This window comes from Alteromonas profundi, from assembly GCF_010500865.1.
In the GTDB taxonomy this organism is placed as follows: Bacteria; Pseudomonadota; Gammaproteobacteria; order Enterobacterales; family Alteromonadaceae; genus Alteromonas; species Alteromonas profundi.
In genome coordinates, this window is sequence record NZ_JAAAWN010000002.1 from 255,383 (window position 1) to 273,465 (window position 18,083).

General features: G+C 43.7%; 16 protein-coding genes. 11 read left to right on the plus strand and 5 right to left on the minus strand.

Going from position 1 to position 18,083, the window contains the following annotated elements; genetic code table 11:
* Positions 1-99: 99 nt before the first annotated feature.
* From GTH32_RS02700 to GTH32_RS02725, 6 genes are all read left to right on the plus strand, one after another.
* Positions 100-1,902, plus strand: coding sequence for an acyl-CoA dehydrogenase (locus GTH32_RS02700; RefSeq protein WP_163083687.1), 1,803 nt, complete (start codon positions 100-102; stop codon positions 1,900-1,902).
* A 117-nt stretch (positions 1,903-2,019) separates the two neighbouring features.
* Positions 2,020-2,784 (plus strand): SDR family NAD(P)-dependent oxidoreductase, encoded by a 765-nt coding sequence (locus GTH32_RS02705; RefSeq protein WP_163083688.1) that lies wholly within the window; start codon positions 2,020-2,022, stop codon positions 2,782-2,784.
* 22 nt (positions 2,785-2,806) lie between these two features.
* Positions 2,807-3,571, plus strand: a complete 765-nt coding sequence (locus tag GTH32_RS02710) for an SDR family oxidoreductase (RefSeq protein ID WP_203565332.1) — start codon at positions 2,807-2,809, stop codon at positions 3,569-3,571.
* A gap of 21 nt (positions 3,572-3,592) precedes the next feature.
* Positions 3,593-4,054 carry a YaiI/YqxD family protein gene (locus GTH32_RS02715; protein ID WP_163083689.1) on the plus strand — a complete coding sequence of 154 codons (462 nt, stop codon included), beginning with the start codon at positions 3,593-3,595 and terminating at the stop codon, positions 4,052-4,054.
* Positions 4,055-4,614: 560 nt separating this feature from the next.
* The gene (locus tag GTH32_RS02720) at positions 4,615-5,592 is read left to right on the plus strand and encodes a DUF1852 domain-containing protein (RefSeq protein ID WP_163083690.1); all 978 of its coding nucleotides are present in this window, start codon (positions 4,615-4,617) and stop codon (positions 5,590-5,592) included.
* Positions 5,593-5,620: 28 nt separating this feature from the next.
* On the plus strand, positions 5,621-6,646 hold the full coding sequence (locus GTH32_RS02725; RefSeq protein WP_163083691.1) for a methionine synthase: 1,026 nt from the start codon (positions 5,621-5,623) through the stop codon (positions 6,644-6,646).
* A gap of 128 nt (positions 6,647-6,774) precedes the next feature.
* Here GTH32_RS02725 and GTH32_RS02730 read toward each other — a convergent pair whose 3' ends face one another.
* The 5 genes from GTH32_RS02730 to GTH32_RS02750 form a co-directional block, all read right to left on the minus strand.
* Entirely contained in the window at positions 6,775-7,278 is a 504-nt protein-coding gene (locus GTH32_RS02730) for an LURP-one-related family protein (RefSeq protein WP_163083692.1), read from the minus strand.
* A gap of 531 nt (positions 7,279-7,809) precedes the next feature.
* Positions 7,810-8,181: a DUF805 domain-containing protein gene (locus GTH32_RS02735; protein WP_163083693.1), complete on the minus strand. Its 372-nt coding sequence runs from the start codon at positions 8,179-8,181 to the stop codon at positions 7,810-7,812.
* Between the two features lie 339 nt (positions 8,182-8,520).
* On the minus strand, positions 8,521-9,180 hold the full coding sequence (locus tag GTH32_RS02740) for an NADPH-dependent FMN reductase (protein ID WP_163083694.1): 660 nt from the start codon (positions 9,178-9,180) through the stop codon (positions 8,521-8,523).
* Between the two features lie 378 nt (positions 9,181-9,558).
* On the minus strand, positions 9,559-10,749 hold the full coding sequence (locus GTH32_RS02745; protein ID WP_163083695.1) for an aromatic amino acid transaminase: 1,191 nt from the start codon (positions 10,747-10,749) through the stop codon (positions 9,559-9,561).
* A 135-nt stretch (positions 10,750-10,884) separates the two neighbouring features.
* Entirely contained in the window at positions 10,885-11,757 is an 873-nt protein-coding gene (locus tag GTH32_RS02750) for an NRDE family protein (RefSeq protein ID WP_163083696.1), read from the minus strand.
* Between the two features lie 163 nt (positions 11,758-11,920).
* Between GTH32_RS02750 and GTH32_RS02755 the strand changes: the two genes are divergently transcribed.
* From GTH32_RS02755 to GTH32_RS02775, 5 genes are all read left to right on the plus strand, one after another.
* Positions 11,921-12,535, plus strand: coding sequence for a 1-acyl-sn-glycerol-3-phosphate acyltransferase (locus GTH32_RS02755; protein ID WP_163083697.1), 615 nt, complete (start codon positions 11,921-11,923; stop codon positions 12,533-12,535).
* A 51-nt stretch (positions 12,536-12,586) separates the two neighbouring features.
* On the plus strand, positions 12,587-13,837 hold the full coding sequence (locus GTH32_RS02760; RefSeq protein WP_163083698.1) for a cystathionine gamma-synthase family protein: 1,251 nt from the start codon (positions 12,587-12,589) through the stop codon (positions 13,835-13,837).
* A 563-nt stretch (positions 13,838-14,400) separates the two neighbouring features.
* A complete protein-coding gene (locus tag GTH32_RS02765) occupies positions 14,401-16,935 on the plus strand; it encodes a S9 family peptidase (protein ID WP_163083699.1) in 2,535 nt (844 codons plus the stop codon).
* 443 nt (positions 16,936-17,378) lie between these two features.
* The gene (locus GTH32_RS02770; RefSeq protein WP_163083700.1) at positions 17,379-17,645 is read left to right on the plus strand and encodes a DksA/TraR family C4-type zinc finger protein; all 267 of its coding nucleotides are present in this window, start codon (positions 17,379-17,381) and stop codon (positions 17,643-17,645) included.
* A gap of 206 nt (positions 17,646-17,851) precedes the next feature.
* Positions 17,852-18,083: transposase (locus tag GTH32_RS02775; RefSeq protein WP_484476981.1), on the plus strand; the 232-nt coding region annotated here is incomplete at its 3' end.

The following is an 18,083-nucleotide window of genomic DNA, read 5'->3' on the forward strand; positions in this document are numbered from 1 at the left end:
ATTGATGGCGGGAACGGCCATAATTGTGTCATTTATGACAATAATGCCATGCTAACGAATATGACACAATGTGTTAACAAACTATTCGCGGAGTAACCCATGGCAGACCAACTCATTCCTCGTAGGGAAATGCAATTCCAACTCTATGAAGTGTTAAATACGCAGGCGCTGTGTGAAAAGGCGCGTTTTGAAGAGCATAACGTGGAAACCTTCAACGCCGTTATCGATATGGCCGAGAAAATGGCGGAAGAATTGTTTCTTCCTCATAATGCTATTGCCGATAAGAACGAGCCAACCTTCGACGGCACTAAGGTGTCAATGATTGACGATGTAAAAAAGGCCTTCGATACCTATCGAGAATCGGGCTTTATTGCTGGTCATTTCGATTATGAAGATGGCGGTATGCAATTACCTGTAACCATTATGAATGCATGTGCGGGCTATTTTCTCGCCGCTAACCCATCATCAACCGCCTATCCATTTTTAACTGCCGCCGCTGCTAACGTTATTAAACACTGCGCCTCTGATGAAATAAAAAACGCCTTTTTAAGTAAAATGCTAAGTGGCGATTTCACCGGCACAATGGCGCTAACCGAACCTCATGCAGGTTCATCTTTAGCTGACATTCGTACTAACGCAAAGCCTCAGGCTGACGGCAGTTATCGCATTAAAGGCAGCAAAATCTATATCTCCGGCGGCGAACATGAACTGTCTGATAATATTGTGCATTTGGTTTTAGCGAAAATTCCGGGCGGGCCTGCAGGCGTGAAAGGGATCTCTTTATTCGCTGTACCTAAATACCGGTTAGATGATAATGGCGAGCCAAAAGAACGCAATGACGTCACTTTGGCAGGGCTTATTCATAAAATGGGATACAGGGGCACTACGTCTACCGCACTCACGTTTGGCGAAAACGATGACTGTCACGGTTATTTAATTGGCGAACCACATCAGGGACTACGCTATATGTTTTTGATGATGAATGAGGCTCGTATAGGGGTAGGGTATGGCGCTGCCATGATAGGCTATCGAGGCTATCGATACTCATTAGAGTATGCCAAAGACCGAACGCAAGGCCGGGCCGCGCCAAACTTAGCCCCAGAGGATGATCCCACCCCCATTATTAATCACGGCGATGTGCGTAGAATGCTGCTTGCCCAAAAAGCTTACTGCGAAGGCGGTATGTCGTTGTGTTTATACGGTAGTACCTTAATTGATGAGCTAGAAACAGAAGAAGATAGCGATAAGCGTACGGAAATATCTCAGTTGCTTGATCTTCTAACGCCGGTCTTTAAAGCCTGGCCCTCAGAATTTGGCCCTAAAGCGAACGATTTAGCTATTCAGATTTTAGGTGGAGCGGGCTATACCCGTGAGTACCCCGTAGAGCAATGCTGGCGAGACAACCGCCTTAATCCCATCCATGAAGGTACTAATGGAATACAGGCACTCGACCTTTTAGGTAGAAAGCTTTGGCAACACCAAGGCAAAGGATTAGATGTATTGTTACGCCGTGTGACTAGCGATATACACAATGCGAAAACGCCACGCTGCCAAACCCTTGCTAAAAAGCTAAGTGGTTACCTAGATACACTCGGTGGGCTTATCGAACAAGCTGGCGTTGATTTGAAGTCTGATAAGCAATCGGTGCTACTTACTAATGCCAGCTGCTTTTTAAATGTATTTTCCAGTTGTGTAGTGAGTTGGATTTGGCTGCGTCAAGCGAATGTTGCAGAGCTTGCATTACAAGCAACTCCAGGTGAAATGGATGCAGATTTTTATCAAGGGAAGTTGGCCGCAGCAGAATATTTCATTAATTGGGAATTACCTTTGGTTACGCGCGATATTGAAATTCTTAAAAGCCAAGAGCCAAGCTGTGACAACGTGAAGCCCCAGTACTTTTAACAATAAGTGTTGGCGTGCTATGTCGCTCTTAGCTTTAGACGCTATTAATAGGACACAAAAAATGCGAATTAACAGTAAAAATTTTGGTAAGCCTATGCTTAACATGGGGTACAGATCATGAATGCGGCGAATGTAGAAGGTAAGCATATTTTAATAACTGGTGGTGGTTCGGGTATAGGCGCTGCTAGTGCAAAAATACTATGTGAACGGGGCGCCCTTGTTGGTATCGCTGATTTAAATATAGACAACGCGACGCAGTTGGCACAAGCCCTAACCGCGGAAGGTGGCAAGGCGTATGCTATTGCGGTGGACGTAACCGAATCACAACAAGTAACGGCAATGTTTACAGGCGCAATGGCGCAAAACGACAAAATTGATGTAGTTATTAACAACGCAGGTATTGATCATTTTCCTGCACCGCTGACCGAAGTTGAAGACGCCATGTTTATGAAAAACATTCAAGTGAACTTGGCGGGCGTATGGTATTGCATGAAAAACGCGCTCAATCATATGACGCGCCATGGCGGCGGGCACATTATTAACATCGCCTCTGTGGCAGGGCTGCGTTCCGCACCTATGATAAGTGCCTACAGTGCCTCAAAACACGGTGTTATAGGCCTAACAAAATCGGCGGCAGTAGAATATGCCCGCGCAAACATTCGTATTAATGCAGTGTGTCCAAGCTTCGTTGATACCCCTATGGTACAAGGGGTGCTTTCAAAACTAGACGAACGTGGACAAAAGAGTTTAGTAGCGGCTAACCCTATGAAACGCTTGGGTAAGCCAGAAGAAATTGCTAACGCCATTGCGTGGTTATGTAGCGATGAGTCATCGTTTATGACCGGACAGTCTGTTGTCCTTGACGGTGGCATGCTTGCCTAACGGCAATACAAATAAGGAACTAATGATGAAAGATTTATTCGATTTAACCGGTAAAGTAGCCTTAGTAACCGGCGCAAGCCGTGGTATTGGTGAGTCAATTGCACGTTTACTTGCGCAATATGGAGCGCACGTTATTGTATCAAGTCGTAAAATTGACGGCTGTGAAGCTGTAGCCGCGTCTATTCGCGATGCAGGTGGTAAAGCCACGGCGCTTGCTTGCCATGTTGGGGATATGGCACAAATAACAGCAGCGTTTGAAAGCATTAAGCACCAATTCGGCAAACTGGATATTTTGGTTAATAATGCAGCCGCTAATCCTTACTTCGGGCATATTCTAGATACCGATTTAGGTGCGTACAACAAAACGGTAGACGTTAATATACGCGGCTATTTTTTCATGTCGATTGAAGCCGGTAAAATGATGAAAGAGCAGGGCGGTGGCGTTATCCTTAATACGGCATCTGTGAATGGCGTGACACCTGGTGACATGCAGGGAATTTACTCTATTACGAAGGCCGCTGTTATTAGCATGACAAAGTCGTTTGCCAAAGAGTGCGGAAGCTTGAATATTCGTGTAAACGCACTTTTGCCAGGTTTAACCGATACTAAATTCGCCTCGGCGCTTACCACTAATGAACAAATTCTTAAGCACGCGCTAAAAGTGATCCCATTAGGCAGGGTGGCAAACCCAGATGAAATGGCCGGTACCGTATTGTATTTAGTCTCTGATGCGTCTAGCTATACCACAGGCACGACAGTGGTGGTAGATGGTGGTATGCTAGCGTAAAAACGCTTACGAGATACAGCTATGCATATATGGGTAGACGCAGATGCGTGTCCCAGTGTTATTAAAGACATATTATTCAAGGCAGCCAGGCGAACTGGACTGCCTTTGTCTTTAGTGGCCAATCATTCAATGTCGGTCCCCCCCGACAAACATATTACCCTTACTATTGTGCCTTCAGGGTTTGATGCCGCTGATGATTATATCGTGGAAAAAGTAACTCCCGGCGATTTAGTGATAACCTCTGATATTCCCATGGCGGCAGATGTGTTGGCGAAAAAAGCTATGGCGATGAATACGCGGGGCGATGAATTTGACAAATCGTCTATTCGCGCAGCGTTAACCATGCGTGACTTCATGGATACTATGCGCTCTAGCGGCGAGCACACTGGCGGGCCTAAAGCGTTTTCTCAACGAGACAAGCAAAACTTTGCTAACGCCTTAGATAGACTTATCACTCAAGGGCTGCGCGCAAAACGAAACTAGGGGCATTCAGCCCCTTTTAACTCCCACCAACTAATAACAACTAATAAGACAGGCATACAACGCAGTAACGAACATGACCAACTAATAAGACAGGCATACAACGCAGTAACGAACATGACCAACTAATAAGACAGGCATAAAACGCAGCAACGAACATGACCGCAGCAACGAACATGACTGTCATGATTAGTAAATCGCTACAAATATATGCCTGTCTTGTTTAGTCAGTCCACCAACTAATAAGACAGGCATAAAACGCAGTAACGCATGCCTGTCTTGTTTAGTCAGTCTTAATTCTTGTTGCTTTGGCTATGCACTCTCTCTGGCGCGTGGCTATCCCACACAAAAAACAACGAAGTCGAGCCATCCATACATGAGTGTTTTTCATTGGTTGATGAGAAACTATCATTTTTATTCATGAAATAAAGTGCGTATAAAGTGCCTTATGCTCTTAAGGCTTAGTAGTAAATACACCTATTGCAACGCCTACTTACTTCAAAGTTAACGAAGAGCAATACGGACATTTGTCTCAACTTTTCAAAATAATACGGTAGAACGCCATGAATAAAGACATCCATTTTAGCCTTAAACGTATTACTTTCGATGAAGACTACCGCCCGTCGCCTAATACACGCATTACAACCAATTTCGCTAATTTAGCCCGCGGGGAAAAACGCAGAGAAAATCTCCGTAACACCTTAACGATGATCGATAATCGGTTTAATGCACTAGCTCACTGGGACAACCCCAAAGGCGATCGTTATTCTGTAGAACTAGAGATTGTGTCGGTAGATATTGACGTTACCGGCACAGGGGACGCATTTCCAACCATAGAAATGTTGAAAACGAATATAGTAGATCACAAAACGAATAAACGTATAGAGGGAATCGTTGGGAATAACTTTTCCTCTTATGTGCGCGATTATGACTTTAGCGTTGTGCTAACTAATTACAATAAAAATCAACCTAAGTTTGGTATACCTGAAAACTTTGGGGCTTTGCATGGCAAGATTTTTAAGCATTTCGTCAATTCCAGCGTGTATAAAACCCATTTCAGTAAATCTCCTGTTATTTGTTTGAGTGTATCGGAAAACAAAACCTACCAACGCACCGAAAACCGTCATCCGATATTGGGGGTAGAGTACCAAGTTGATTCTTCTTCTTTAACCGAACGCTACTTTAAAAAAATGGGCTTAGAGGTTCGCTATTTTATGCCGCCTAACAGTGTCGCCCCTTTAGCGTTTTATTTCTTCGGCGATTTGCTTAACGACTACACGTCGCTTGAGCTTATAAGCACAATTAGCACCATGGAAACGTTCCAAAAAATTTATCGTCCTGAAATATACAACGCCAATAGTGTGGCTGGCGCCTACTATCAACCTTCGCTCAATCAACACGATCATTCACTTACCCGCATTGTATACGATCGCGAAGAGCGTAGTCAGTTAGCGGTAAAGCAAGGTAGGTTTGTTGAAGAACATTTTATTAAACCTTACCACTCTACGCTTGAACAATGGACGGCCAACAGCGCCCTATAATTCACTTAACTAAGCAGCAGTATTATATATGAAAACACTTTTACCTACTTCTATTGCAGGCAGCTTGCCAAAGCCCGCATGGTTGGCGCAACCCGAAACATTGTGGTCTCCGTGGAAACTACCAGAAGATGAGCTAGCCGAGGGCAAACTAGATGCATTGCGTTTAGCGGTACAAAATCAATTACTATCGGGTATCGATATAGTCAGCGATGGAGAACAATCTCGCCAACACTTTGTCACCACCTTTATCGAGCATCTCAATGGCGTTGACTTTGAGAAACGTAAAACGGTAAAAATTCGCAACCGTTATGATGCCAGTGTACCTGTAGTGGTGGATGCAGTCACACGCCCCGAAGCGGTGTTTGTAAAAGACGCCAAATTTCTGCGCCAGTTAACTTCACAACCAATAAAGTGGGCGTTGCCAGGGCCCATGACTATGATAGATACGCTTTATGATGATCATTATAAAAGCAGAGAAGCACTAGCATGGGAATTTGCAAAAATTCTTAACCAAGAAGCCAAAGAACTGGAAGCCGCCGGGGTTGATATTATTCAGTTTGATGAGCCGGCGTTTAATGTATTTTTTGACGAAGTAAATGATTGGGGGATAGCTGCACTAGAGCGCGCAGTAGAAGGATTAAAATGCGAAACTGCGGTGCACATTTGCTATGGCTACGGTATTAAAGCAAATACTGAATGGAAGAAGACGCTAGGCGATGAATGGCGCCAGTACGAGTCTGTGTTTCCAAAGTTACAAAAATCAAGCATCGATATTGTATCGCTAGAATGTCAAAATTCCCGCGTACCTATGGATCTTATCGAGCTTATTCGCGGTAAAAAAGTAATGGTAGGGGCGATAGATGTGGCCACTAGTACGATTGAAACACCGCAGGAGGTAGCGCACACATTAAGAAATGCTCTGAAATTTGTAGATGCAGACAAACTTTACCCCTCCACAAATTGTGGTATGACGCCCTTGTCCCGTAGAATTGCAGCGGGAAAAATGCAGGCGTTAAGCGCCGGCGCAGCTATCGTGCGAGGTGAGTTAGCTTAAGGGTATATGCTAAAAGCGCCCCGCTAGCTGCAGACTGCCAGACGCGAGATTATAATTATGCTCAGTTCTGGTAGTCTCATAGTTTTGAGGGCGCAATTAAGAAAGTTTGAACCACGGATTATTCTTCGTTAATCTGAATTACTGGCGCTGCTTTGTTCGTTTTTTCTATCCAGATGAAGTGCAACCATTACAATAGTGGTGAATAATTCGTCATTATCGTCACCATGCACGTGAATATTATGCGTGTCCCGTATGCTCATTATCTTTCCTTTTGCTGAAGCCAGGCATTTTCCATTATGAGAAATATTGAATTTTAAATCCCAGAAGTTACCGATGATAGTAGCACCATCGTAATTTCCCCCGATAACCTGGTAATTACGAACCCACGACAGAAGCTTTCGCTTTATTATGAAATCGCCAAAGTCAGATTTGATTATCCAAGTTGGCGACCACGACCAGAACTTGCTTTTAATGGTGGCAACAATGTTACCTTGTTTACTCAGCGTCCAGGTTGGGCAGAAGAGTGCAAACTCGCCACATGCTTCGTAAAGCGCTTGTTCGCGATCATCATTAATTAACATCCGTCCTCTAAAGCTCATTAACTTGTTGCTTATAGATAATACTGACGACATATACTGTTCCCTGTAACTGTTGACTGACAGCTTTGTTTTAACTGTCTATTTTTCTGAGACAGGCAATTTTACAGCTACCTTTTGTTACTATCAAAAAGTAAATGCAAAAGTAGGCAAGGGCAGAATTTTGGTTTTAGTTTTATGCCTGTCACGTTAAGCTCCGTCTCGTTAAGCCCTCCAACTCGTGTGACTGTCTCATTAAACTTAATGTGTGCTAGGCTCTAGTTTTATGCCTGTCTCAATAGGTTTCGATGACTGTCTTGCTTAGCGTATTGCTACTTAAGCGCGCCGGGAAGCGTAAACCGGGTACTATAAATTGGGGCTACTTAGGATATCTTCCAATGATATTTTTTGACGAAGTAGCATGTTGCTACCAAAAATAGAAGATGTAAGGGGGGAATATTTGCTGCTCCCAATATTTTTGAAATCCAAATCAACGGTATAGTGTCTGTCCATTACACGAAGCGCTCAAAACTGATTGGGGGTAATTTGTATAACAACCAGCTTTGAGTGATTATGATTTACCTCGTATTAGGCTATGGCATCTTTCGGGTTTTGGCCGTAATCATTTTCACCTGGGGTACTGTCTTGAATCATGAATATCAACAGCACTAAAGCGCCGATAATTGGAATTAGACCAAGCAGTACCCACCAACCTGTGCGGTTAGTATCATGCAAGCGTCGAACCGATACGGCTATGCCCGGAATAAGTAACAACAAACTATAAACACCGCCAAGCAGCCCCATACCACTTTCCATGTGAACGTTGCCCATCATTCCGTCGATGAACCCCAATACAAAACTGAAAATGACGTTAAACAAGACGAAAAACCAATATTCCTTTCTTCTCGATCGTCCGCTAAACACAGCATACTTTTTTAATGCCTCTATGTACCAGTTCATGTGCTCTCCTTATTATTTTTGCTCACATGCGAATGCTTTATTGCCCACCGCGAAGGTGACTTTCACCTTAACGATACGGTAAAACTGTTAGTCTAATTGCTAAGTTTTAATGCCACGGTACACACTTTTGAGTATTCAATGGTGTTGATGACACAGGTAGGAGTAGTAAGGAAAAAATCCTTTTTAAGAGGAGTGCTTCCATACATGTTTAATTCCTACTGATACTTTCGCATGAAAAATAAACATGATCAATGGGTTATAATTGACCAATTAATAATCCTCTTTGGCTACTTTTCTGGGTTTATGCGCTTTTGTTGTACAAGGGAGCGCAGCCTTTTACTAAGGCGCATTACGTTCAGAAGGCGCGGATTTAAAGTCTTTAATTAAACTGTGCGGATCAACCTGTGCACGTTGTTCTTTAGCGGCCTCTGCCCACCAAATTAACTGATTGAGCGTGCGTGAAAAATAGCCAAACCATGATGTTTGATCTTGTTCAGGCTGCATAGCCCCGTCTTCGGTAAAAACATCTTGTGCTTTTGGTATATGTATCATCGACGAAACAGGTAAACAGCCCAACTCTGAAAGAAAGGTGCGCATTGCCACAGCGGCACGCATGCCACCCCATTGCCCTGCTGAATAGGTTACGATGGCACTAGGCTTATACGAATATAGAGAACTACCAAAGTGATTTAATAGGTGAGCAAGAGCAGGGCTCATGGAGTGGTTATATTCAGGGCTTACCATTATATAGCCATTGGCCTGTTTAATTTTCTTCGCTAAACTATCTAACTGACTAGGTGCTTGACTTGGTGGGTATGCAAAATGGGGTTTGAACACTGTATCAAACGAATAATCTAGTGCATCAATAAGTTCTATGTCGTGGTCATTATAACGACTATTTAAGCAACTAAGTATCGCATCGGCTACCCGTGCACCTAAACGCGCGGGTTTTGGCGGTGTGCTATCGCGTACAGATCCCAAAAAGACCAACAACTTCATATTTGTACTCCTTGTTTTTAGCTAACGAGTATAAGGGGCAATATGCCCCTCATAATATGTTCATAGACTGCTTACGTAACACCATTCGTTTGGGGCTAAATCGTTTTGACTACGCGCGTAATGAACGGCTTCTATCATCGGCGAGTTTCAAACAAACATATCATAGTTTTTATTGGCGTTAAGCGTTTGCACGTTTTTTGCTCCCCATTAGGCGGTGCTAACCAAATGTGAAGCAAGAGGATGAGAAATTAAACGTACGTAAGGGGCGGGTGGCAAATAAAAAAGCTGCTGTACCTCTTTTAGGGGCACAGCAGCTTTTCCGTTAATTCATTTAATGTAATTACAGCTATGTTGCTTAGCTACAAGTAAGTAATACGCTTACAATACAGATACCAGCGCTTTCGCCAAGGTTTCAACGTTTTGTTGGTTAATACCTGCAATGTTAACGCGGCTAGAGTCTACAAAGTAAACACTATGCTTTTCACGCACTTCGCGCACTTGCTCTGGCGTAATACACAAGAATGAGAACATCCCTTTTTGCTCATTTACAAAACTGAAATCTTTTGGCGAGCCATTGTCATGCAGGTTTTTCACCAGCATAGCGCGTAAGGTCTTCATGCGCTCGCGCATCTCGTTAACCTCAGATATCCATTCTTGGTTTAGCGCGTTGTCTGATAAAATAATGTCAACCAAGGCACCACCGTAGCTAGGTGGCATAGAGTAAATGCCACGGGCAATGGATTGAATTTGCGCTTGTGCGATATTACGGGTTTTGCTGTCTTCGGTGATGATAGCGGCTAAACCTACGCGCTCACGATAAAGACCAAAGTTTTTAGAGCACGACGCGGCAATAATAACTTCAGGCAAGTTTTCAACCAACAAGCGAAGGCCATATGCGTCTTCTTCTAATCCTTCACCGAAACCTAAATAGGCCACATCAATAAACGGCAAGAATTCACGTTCTTTTGCTACCGCTAAAACTTCATCCCACTGTGCATTGGTAAGGTCTGCACCCGTTGGGTTATGACAGCAGCCATGCAGTAATACGATATCGCCTTTGTTTGCGCTACGTAACGTTTCCATCATAGCATCAAAACGAATACCCGCTGTCGCCTTGTCGAAGTAGGGGTAGGTTTCAATTTTAAGGCCTGCCGAACCGATAAGCGGTATATGGTTCGCCCATGTAGGATCGCTCACCCATACTTTTGCGTCTTTGTTACAACGCACAAGTAGCTCAGAAAGAATGCGAAGTGCACCACAACCACCAGGCGCTTGTACCGCCGCTACGCGATCGGCCAGTAATACGGGGCTGCTTTTGCCTAACAGCAACGAAAGCATACCGTCGATATATCCCTGATTTCCCTGCGGGGTAATATAGGTTTTGCTAGTTTCACTTTCCAACAGTAGCTTTTGCGCTTTAGCCACACTGGTTAGAATAGGGGTATTACCTTGCTCATCTTTATATACGCCGACACCCAAGTCTATCTTGTTGGGGTTGGTATCTTCACGATAAGCAGCTGATAGGCCAAGAATTGGATCTGGGGCGAGATGGGGTAATACTTCAAACACGATATGTCCTCACAATGCAATGCAAAAAAAAGCAGGCTGGCATTATGCCACCGATGGTAGAAAAAACGACCCCATATGTTCAAAATATTTGAATAAACCCAATATAGGGGCAGAGGTAGGAGCAGACACCTCTGGCTAGGGGCTAATATTGAAGGAAAAGGTGTTGGTATGGGTGGTTTTGCCTTGCGTATTAAACGTGCGCTCTAACCAACGTAATTTACCGTAGTTATCCACTAAAACCAACGTAGAAGTGCGGGTGCCGTACGTGGGTATCGTAATAAAAATAGATGATAAGGCTTTCTCCCACTCATGGGGCACTCCGGTTTGAGGAAGAAGGTGGTCGGGGGCCTTATTGTCTTGGCGCAAAATAGCGAATAAATCTTCTGGCGCTATATTGGTGGCGTTTTTTACATACTCACTTAATGCGCCTGTACCTTGTTCAACCTTAGGCCAAGAAGTATTTATATCGGCATTTGATAAACCAAACACGCCCTTTGCTAGGGTATCTAGGGTGTCAGAATAATTATTGTATACCTGTAATTGATGGGGGTAACCGAATACCAAGTTATAGCCGTTATATAAATGACGATGCTGGCGTAACTGCTTACTAAACATATTCACCGAGCGCGCGCTCCCTGAGTTGGGAAACATTGTAGCGGTGTTCGTAGAAGAGCGAGGTTGTATTGCTTTATCGGCCCACGCGCAGCTATTGGTCATAGTATGGCTGGGGTTTTGCACTAGCCATTGTTTAACCAATTCGCCACGCGTTTGTGCATCTTCATTATTGTGCTGCGGAGCACGGATGTTGGTAAGTGCGGCTATAGCGCCATTATGGGTAACCCCCATCCACGTGCCCCCCGCTTGCAGATCTTTTCCTGCTAATATATGAGGGTGCCGATCCCAAAATGTAGCGGGAGCAGTAGGCCGCTCATAAAATTCGTCACGATTGGCGGCTATAATTAACGGGTAATCGTAATGTTGTTGGTGCGCAATAAATAAAATACACATGGCATGCCTGAGGTTAAATCTGGGGGCTGAATATACATTTTGGTTTACCACGCTGAAGTAGAAAACTCTCGTGGTTAACTCTATGGTAACATCAATACGCATGCATAAACGCGTATAGGCATTACCTAATTGCCGAACAATAAGTAGTCTGAGAATAACAATAATGAAAAAACAAATACAGCAGGTGGCCGTGGGTAATCTAATCGAAAGAAAATGGCCTAATTGGTTATGTCGCTTCGGGGGATTCATGCTTACGCATCGCGGTTGGCGGGTGGAAGGGGAACTAATTAATCGCAAGAAAGCCATTCTTGCCGTAGCGCCCCATACCTCCAACTGGGACTTTTTCATCGGCCTAATGGTGGTATTCGCATTCAAGCTTAAAATAAGTTTTTTTGGTAAGCACAGTATTTTTGTTCCACCGTTAGGGTACGTGGTGAGAAAGCTAGGGGGTATACCTATTGAACGCAGCAAAGCCCACGGCGTGGTACAAAACATTGCCTTACAAGCAAAACGGGCAGACAGCATGTTATTGGCTCTAGCACCCGAAGGAACTCGAAGCCCCGTTTATCCGTGGAAAACTGGCTTTATGTATATTGCCAAAGAAGCTGAAGTTCCCATTCAACTTATAGGCCTTGATTATGCGCAAAAAACCATCGTTTTAGGGCCGATTATTGAGAAAGTAGAGAATATAGAAGAACAAATGCAAACTATTTATGGGTTTTATGCTACCGTTTCTGCAAAATACCCCCAAAACTGTATTACCAACGTTACACATTAGTATTTTATTATTAGGTGAGCGTTGACTGGTCAACGTATCGGAGCTTTATTCGTGTCAAAACAGGGATTCACAACCCGTCAGGTTCATGCTGATCGCATGTTAAATAAACCTGAGCATGGCGGCGTGCACACCAGTACGTCTAATTCTGTTCTTTTTGAATTCGCGGATGCCCAAGGCATTATAGATGCTTTTCAAGGCAAGCGAGCAGCACATGTTTATTCGCGTTCTTCTTCTCCCTCGGTTGCAGCATTGCAAAATATGCTCAACGACTTAGAAGGTGGGGTAGGTGCGGTATGCTTTGCAACGGGAATGGCGGCTATAAGCAGTACGCTATTTTCGTTAGTAAAAGCCGGTGATCACCTTATCGTTAGCCAGTATTTATTTGGCAATACCCGTAGCTTTTTTCATACCCTAAGTCAGTTTGGCGTTCAGATTAGCTATGTGGATGTCACTGATATTCAAAACGTTAAAGAGGCGTATCAGCCAAATACCAAAGGGGTTTATACCGAAACGGTAGCTAACCCTGTTACCCAAGTTGCCGATCTTCAGGCCATTGGCCAATATTGTGAAGAACGTGGCATCTTGTATATGTTAGATAATACCATGACACCTCCTCCTGTTTTCTATGCCAAAGCGGTTAAGGCGTCACTGGTGTTTTGTTCCTTAACTAAGTACATAGCTGGCCACGGTAATGTACTAGGCGGTGCGGTTATTGACACCGGTGAGTATAACTGGCAAACCTTTGAAAATATTAGCACAGACTACCAAGTGGCCGATACGGCGCAGTGGGGTCTTACACAAATAAGGAAAAAAGGGTTGCGAGACCTAGGCGCTACTTTATCGCCTTCGTCAGCTACCTCAGTGGCGTTAGGTCTAGAAACGCTTGCAATGCGTTTATCACGTAGTTGTCAAAACGCATTGAAACTGGCCAGCTTTTTAGATAACCACCCCAAGGTGACGAATGTTTTCTACCCTGGCTTAGCGAGCCATCCGCAACATTTTATGGCTAGAGAGCAAATGGATAAAGGGTATGGTGCGATCCTTAGTTTTGACCTTGTAAAAGATATCGATCCCGTGGCCTTTATTAATTCGTTAAAGCTGGTGATCTGTGCCACTCACTTGGGTGACAACCGCACATTGGCACTTCCCGTAGCGCCTACGATTTACTTTGAAAATAGTGCCGAAGAAAGAGAAATTATGGGAATTTCAGACACTATGATCCGCGTATCCGTGGGCATAGAGGATACCGACGATTTAATCAGCGATTTCGCGAATGCTTTAAATAGCCATTGCGTGAGTTAATTCTCTTTCGCTATTACTTAGCGCTATAAAGTTACAAACTGCCAACAATAAAAAAAGAGCGTTACGCTCTTTTTTTATATTCGTTGGGTGAGAAATTTTAACTACGACGATTGTTTGGATAAAGCAATTTTCCTTGCGCAACAATAAGCTAGCTTACGACACTGAGCTCAAGCAAAAAATAGAGGTAAATCGCTTTTTTAATTTGTGAAATACCGTTGAAAAAGAGTTGAACTATCAGCCTAGGCTGGTGACTAAATATATGCAGTTAGCAAAACCGTATCATCTACGATTTAGCTAATAGTGTGTTCCAAGTTGAGTGTGCTTGTTGCCCCGCGTATAACGCGGGGCTTTTTTTTGCCTAATCAATAACCCAAGTACTTATAAAATGGCCGTAATGCCATTGCACTTTAACTTTTGAGCGTAGAGTAGGGAATGTATTACAGATGTATGTTTAGCTCCGATGCGGTTGGTAAACATAGGTAAGCGTTGGTTGGCAAATTACACTAACAGTAAAAATGGGTATAATAAAAACATTCTAAAAACTAAAAAAATAAGTGTTATCTATGAAATTAGCACCCTCACTACTTTTATTTACTGGCGTTAGCATAGCTTTGTCAGGTTGTATATCTACAGAAACGCTCAGTGAAGCACCTCAGGCGGCGGAAGAGAACGCCGCTTCAGTCACAAAACAAAGCGCCTTACATTCAAACGAACCGCATATAACTGCCCCACAGAAGATACTTGATGTCTCTATTGACGGTGAAAATGCACATAACACAATTACACTAAAGCAGATAATGGCCGATCCCCAATGGATTGGGCGTACCCCCTTATCTATAGGCTGGTCGGTAGATGATAAGCATTTTGTGTATGAAATAAAACGTAACGACAGTAACGTAAAAGATGTTTACTTCAGTGATGTTGTTAATCCTTTCGACGCGCAGAAAGTACCGCTTAATGACTTACAGCAATACCGTTATAAGCAGAAAGTGGAGCGAGATGACGGAGTTATCGCATATACCTACAAAGATAGCGTCTACGTTCAATTTACTGATGGGAATACCGTACAATTGACCCGCGGCGGGGCGCCATTATCGAAATTATCATTTATGACCGATGGTCGTTTATTAGCACTCAGCACTAATCGGTTCATTGCGATTGACTTAGATACAGGCGAAAGAGAGGAAATTTTAAGTTGGAACTTTGCAGATAAACCTCAGGCAGTAGCGCCACCTAAAGATTACGTTGCTGAGCAACAACAATCTTTGATTGACTACATTAAAAAGAAACGACAGCAAAAACGTGAAAAGCAGCAATACAACGACGATATTGCCCACCACAACACCAGTGTGTCGCGCCCCCCTTTTTATTTCGACAAAAACCATAAACTGGCCGGGGTGAGTGTATCTCCTAGTGGCGACTTCGCGATTGTAGCTACAAAGCCTGATATACCTACTCGCGCTAGTTCTGACACTATGCCGCACTATATTCAAGAAGACGGCAGAATTGCTGCAATCTCGGTAAGACAAAGGGTGTCAGACGCAGAACCTGTTAACCATCAATTATGGTTACTTAACCTTAAAAACGGCGAAAAAAGTAAGCTTAACTATTTTACGCTGCCTGGATTTAATGACGATGTATTGGCTGATGTGAAGCGTGAAAATGCGGCCGCACGGGGTGAAACCTACCAGGTGAATCGTCTGCCACGCGCTATTAGGCTTATGTCTAAAACATCCTGGAACGCCCCCACTATCCGCTGGAACCGGGATGGTTCACAAGTGGCCGTGATGTTAGAAGCGTGGGACAACAAAGACCGCTGGATAGCGACAGTAGATTTTGGTAAAAGCCAACTAGTTAATCAACACCGACTTCATGATGATGCGTGGATAAACTATCGACATAATACATTTGGGTGGTTACATACTAAAGATGTCTTGTATTTTCAGTCGGAGCAATCAGGTTATGCCCACATATACTTGCAAACGCCAGGGCAGCGCGCAGTAGCTCTTACTGAAGGTGAATTTGTTACAAGTAGTTTGACGTTAAGTGACAACGATAATTGGATATATTTTAAAGCGAACAAACCTCACCCAGGGATATTTGAAATTTATCGCGTTAACCTTGATAGCAAAGAAATACAAGCGCTTACTCACTTAGGTGGAATGACCGACTACAAGCTGGGAAACAGCAAAACAACGTTACTGCTTAAACACAGTAAAATAAACCAGCCTCCAGAACTGTTTGTCAAAAAAGTAGGGGCTATTACCCCCGCTACCCAAATTACGCATACAGTAAGTGAGACATTCAAGTCATTGCCTTGGGCTCTACCCAGTGTTATCGCTATTCCGTCTTCTCATACTAACGCGCCTATTTACGCGCGGGTATATCTTCCAAATAACTATAGAGAGGGCGAGCCAAATAAAGCGGTAGTGTTTAACCATGGCGCTGGTTACAAGCAAAATGCGCATTATGGTTGGTCTGATTACTTCAGAGAGTATATGTTCAATAGTATGTTAGCTCAGCAAGGTTACGTAGTTTTAGATATGGATTATCGTGCATCTGCAGGTTATGGGCGCGACTGGCGTACTGCAATTTATCGAAATATGGGGCAGCCCGAACTCGAAGATCTACGCGATGGCGTTAATTGGCTGGTGAATAATGCTAACGTAGACAGGGAGCGCATAGGTACGTACGGCGGCTCCTATGGCGGTTTTTTAACCTTTATGGCGATGTTTAAAATGCCTGATCTCTTTGCTGCAGGTGCTGCACTTCGTCCTGTGACAGACTGGGCTCACTATAATACCGGGTATACCTCCAATATTCTTAACACACCTGATATAGACCCAATATCCTATCAGCGAAGTTCGCCTATTTACTTTGCGGAAGGTTTAGAAAAGCCATTACTCATTAATGCGCCTATGGTAGACAATAACGTGTTCTTCCAAGACACAGTCCGTTTGGTACAGCGCCTTATTGAACTTGAAAAAACCGACTTTGAAACTGCCATTTATCCCGTTGAGCCCCACGGATTTGTGCAGCCTAGCTCATGGTTGGATGAGTATCGAAGAATCCACACATTGTTTGAAGAGAACTTGTAGGGTATACGAGTGTTCAATCGTTAAAATACGCACTAAAGCCTTCTTTATGAGAAGGCTTTTTTATATCCGCTGGATGAACTACCGGTAACTAACTAACGAGACAGTCATAATAAGCTAATAATTAGCGAGACCACGCTAACAAGCTAAAAGCTAATGAGACAGGCATAGAAAAAAGATCTCAAAAACCTTTACCGAGTGCATAAATATGCCTGTCTCATTTTGGGCCGCTTTGCGCTGAGAGGAGAGGTGTCGGGAGACCACAGCAAAAGTTTCATTATCGTAAGTAAACAATACAACACGATGGCCTACCAAAGCTGGGTTTGGCTCCGGTGAAAAACTAACTCATTGTTTTATCAAGCGAAGACTCTCCTACATCCCCCCTCGGCATTTAATTTGCTTTATTTTATATACTAATTTCACGATACGATGGCTCAGGGGGACGCATGGCAGGTGGTTGGGCAAAAGACGGAGCAGTACAGGATCAGATAGACGCAAGCGTTGAAGATGCCGTTGCGCGCGCAAAAAGCAGTATGTACAAAGGCGAAAGTGCCGAGTTCTGTGTAGAGTGTGACGCGCATATTCCAGAACGCAGACGTGTTGCAGTGCCTGGCGTTCAGCTATGTATAAACTGTCAAACAGAAATGGAAAAAGAAGCGAAGGTAGAATCGTCATTTAATCGCCGAGGTAGTAAAGACAGCCAATTACGGTGATAACCATGGTTCCAACGGACTCTACCCTGCCTCTCTTAATTAATTCAAAAATCATTGAATGTCTTTTTTTAGTCTGTTTTTTTTAGGACATGTCTTTTTTTAAGACAGGCATAAAACACGGCACCAAAACTGTACTTCAGTACACTTTCTTTAACCTTGTTAGCCATTCACACTGTTAAAGAAGTAAATTAACGTTTGAAGGCCCCATGCCTAAAGCCAGAAAGTCGCAAATTAGTTTATTGGATACACCGTATTATCACTGCGTTTCGCGCTGTGTACGCCGCGCGTTTTTATGTGGTGAGGAAAACGGTAAAAGCTTTGAGCATCGTCGCCAATGGGTAGAAGACCGCATTCATATTTTAAGTGAGGTGTTTGCTATTGATGTGTGTGCCTATGCCGTGATGAGCAATCATACCCACTTAGTGTTGCATGTAGCCA

What these genes read in the sequence shown, in the direction of transcription:
- GTH32_RS02720 (WP_163083690.1), top strand. Translation starts at nt 4,615, where the DNA reads ATGAATAAAGACATCCATTTTAGCCTTAAACGTATTACTTTCGATGAA.
- GTH32_RS02770 (WP_163083700.1), top strand. Translation starts at nt 17,379, where the DNA reads ATGGCAGGTGGTTGGGCAAAAGACGGAGCAGTACAGGATCAGATAGAC.
- GTH32_RS02765 (WP_163083699.1), top strand. Translation starts at nt 14,401, where the DNA reads ATGAAATTAGCACCCTCACTACTTTTATTTACTGGCGTTAGCATAGCT.
- GTH32_RS02725 (WP_163083691.1), top strand. Translation starts at nt 5,621, where the DNA reads ATGAAAACACTTTTACCTACTTCTATTGCAGGCAGCTTGCCAAAGCCC.
- GTH32_RS02755 (WP_163083697.1), top strand. Translation starts at nt 11,921, where the DNA reads ATGAAAAAACAAATACAGCAGGTGGCCGTGGGTAATCTAATCGAAAGA.
- GTH32_RS02710 (WP_203565332.1), top strand. Translation starts at nt 2,807, where the DNA reads ATGATGAAAGATTTATTCGATTTAACCGGTAAAGTAGCCTTAGTAACC.
- GTH32_RS02740 (WP_163083694.1), bottom strand. Translation starts at nt 9,180, where the DNA reads ATGAAGTTGTTGGTCTTTTTGGGATCTGTACGCGATAGCACACCGCCA.
- GTH32_RS02705 (WP_163083688.1), top strand. Translation starts at nt 2,020, where the DNA reads ATGAATGCGGCGAATGTAGAAGGTAAGCATATTTTAATAACTGGTGGT.
- GTH32_RS02715 (WP_163083689.1), top strand. Translation starts at nt 3,593, where the DNA reads ATGCATATATGGGTAGACGCAGATGCGTGTCCCAGTGTTATTAAAGAC.
- GTH32_RS02750 (WP_163083696.1), bottom strand. Translation starts at nt 11,757, where the DNA reads ATGTGTATTTTATTTATTGCGCACCAACAACATTACGATTACCCGTTA.
- GTH32_RS02700 (WP_163083687.1), top strand. Translation starts at nt 100, where the DNA reads ATGGCAGACCAACTCATTCCTCGTAGGGAAATGCAATTCCAACTCTAT.
- GTH32_RS02730 (WP_163083692.1), bottom strand. Translation starts at nt 7,278, where the DNA reads ATGTCGTCAGTATTATCTATAAGCAACAAGTTAATGAGCTTTAGAGGA.
- GTH32_RS02735 (WP_163083693.1), bottom strand. Translation starts at nt 8,181, where the DNA reads ATGAACTGGTACATAGAGGCATTAAAAAAGTATGCTGTGTTTAGCGGA.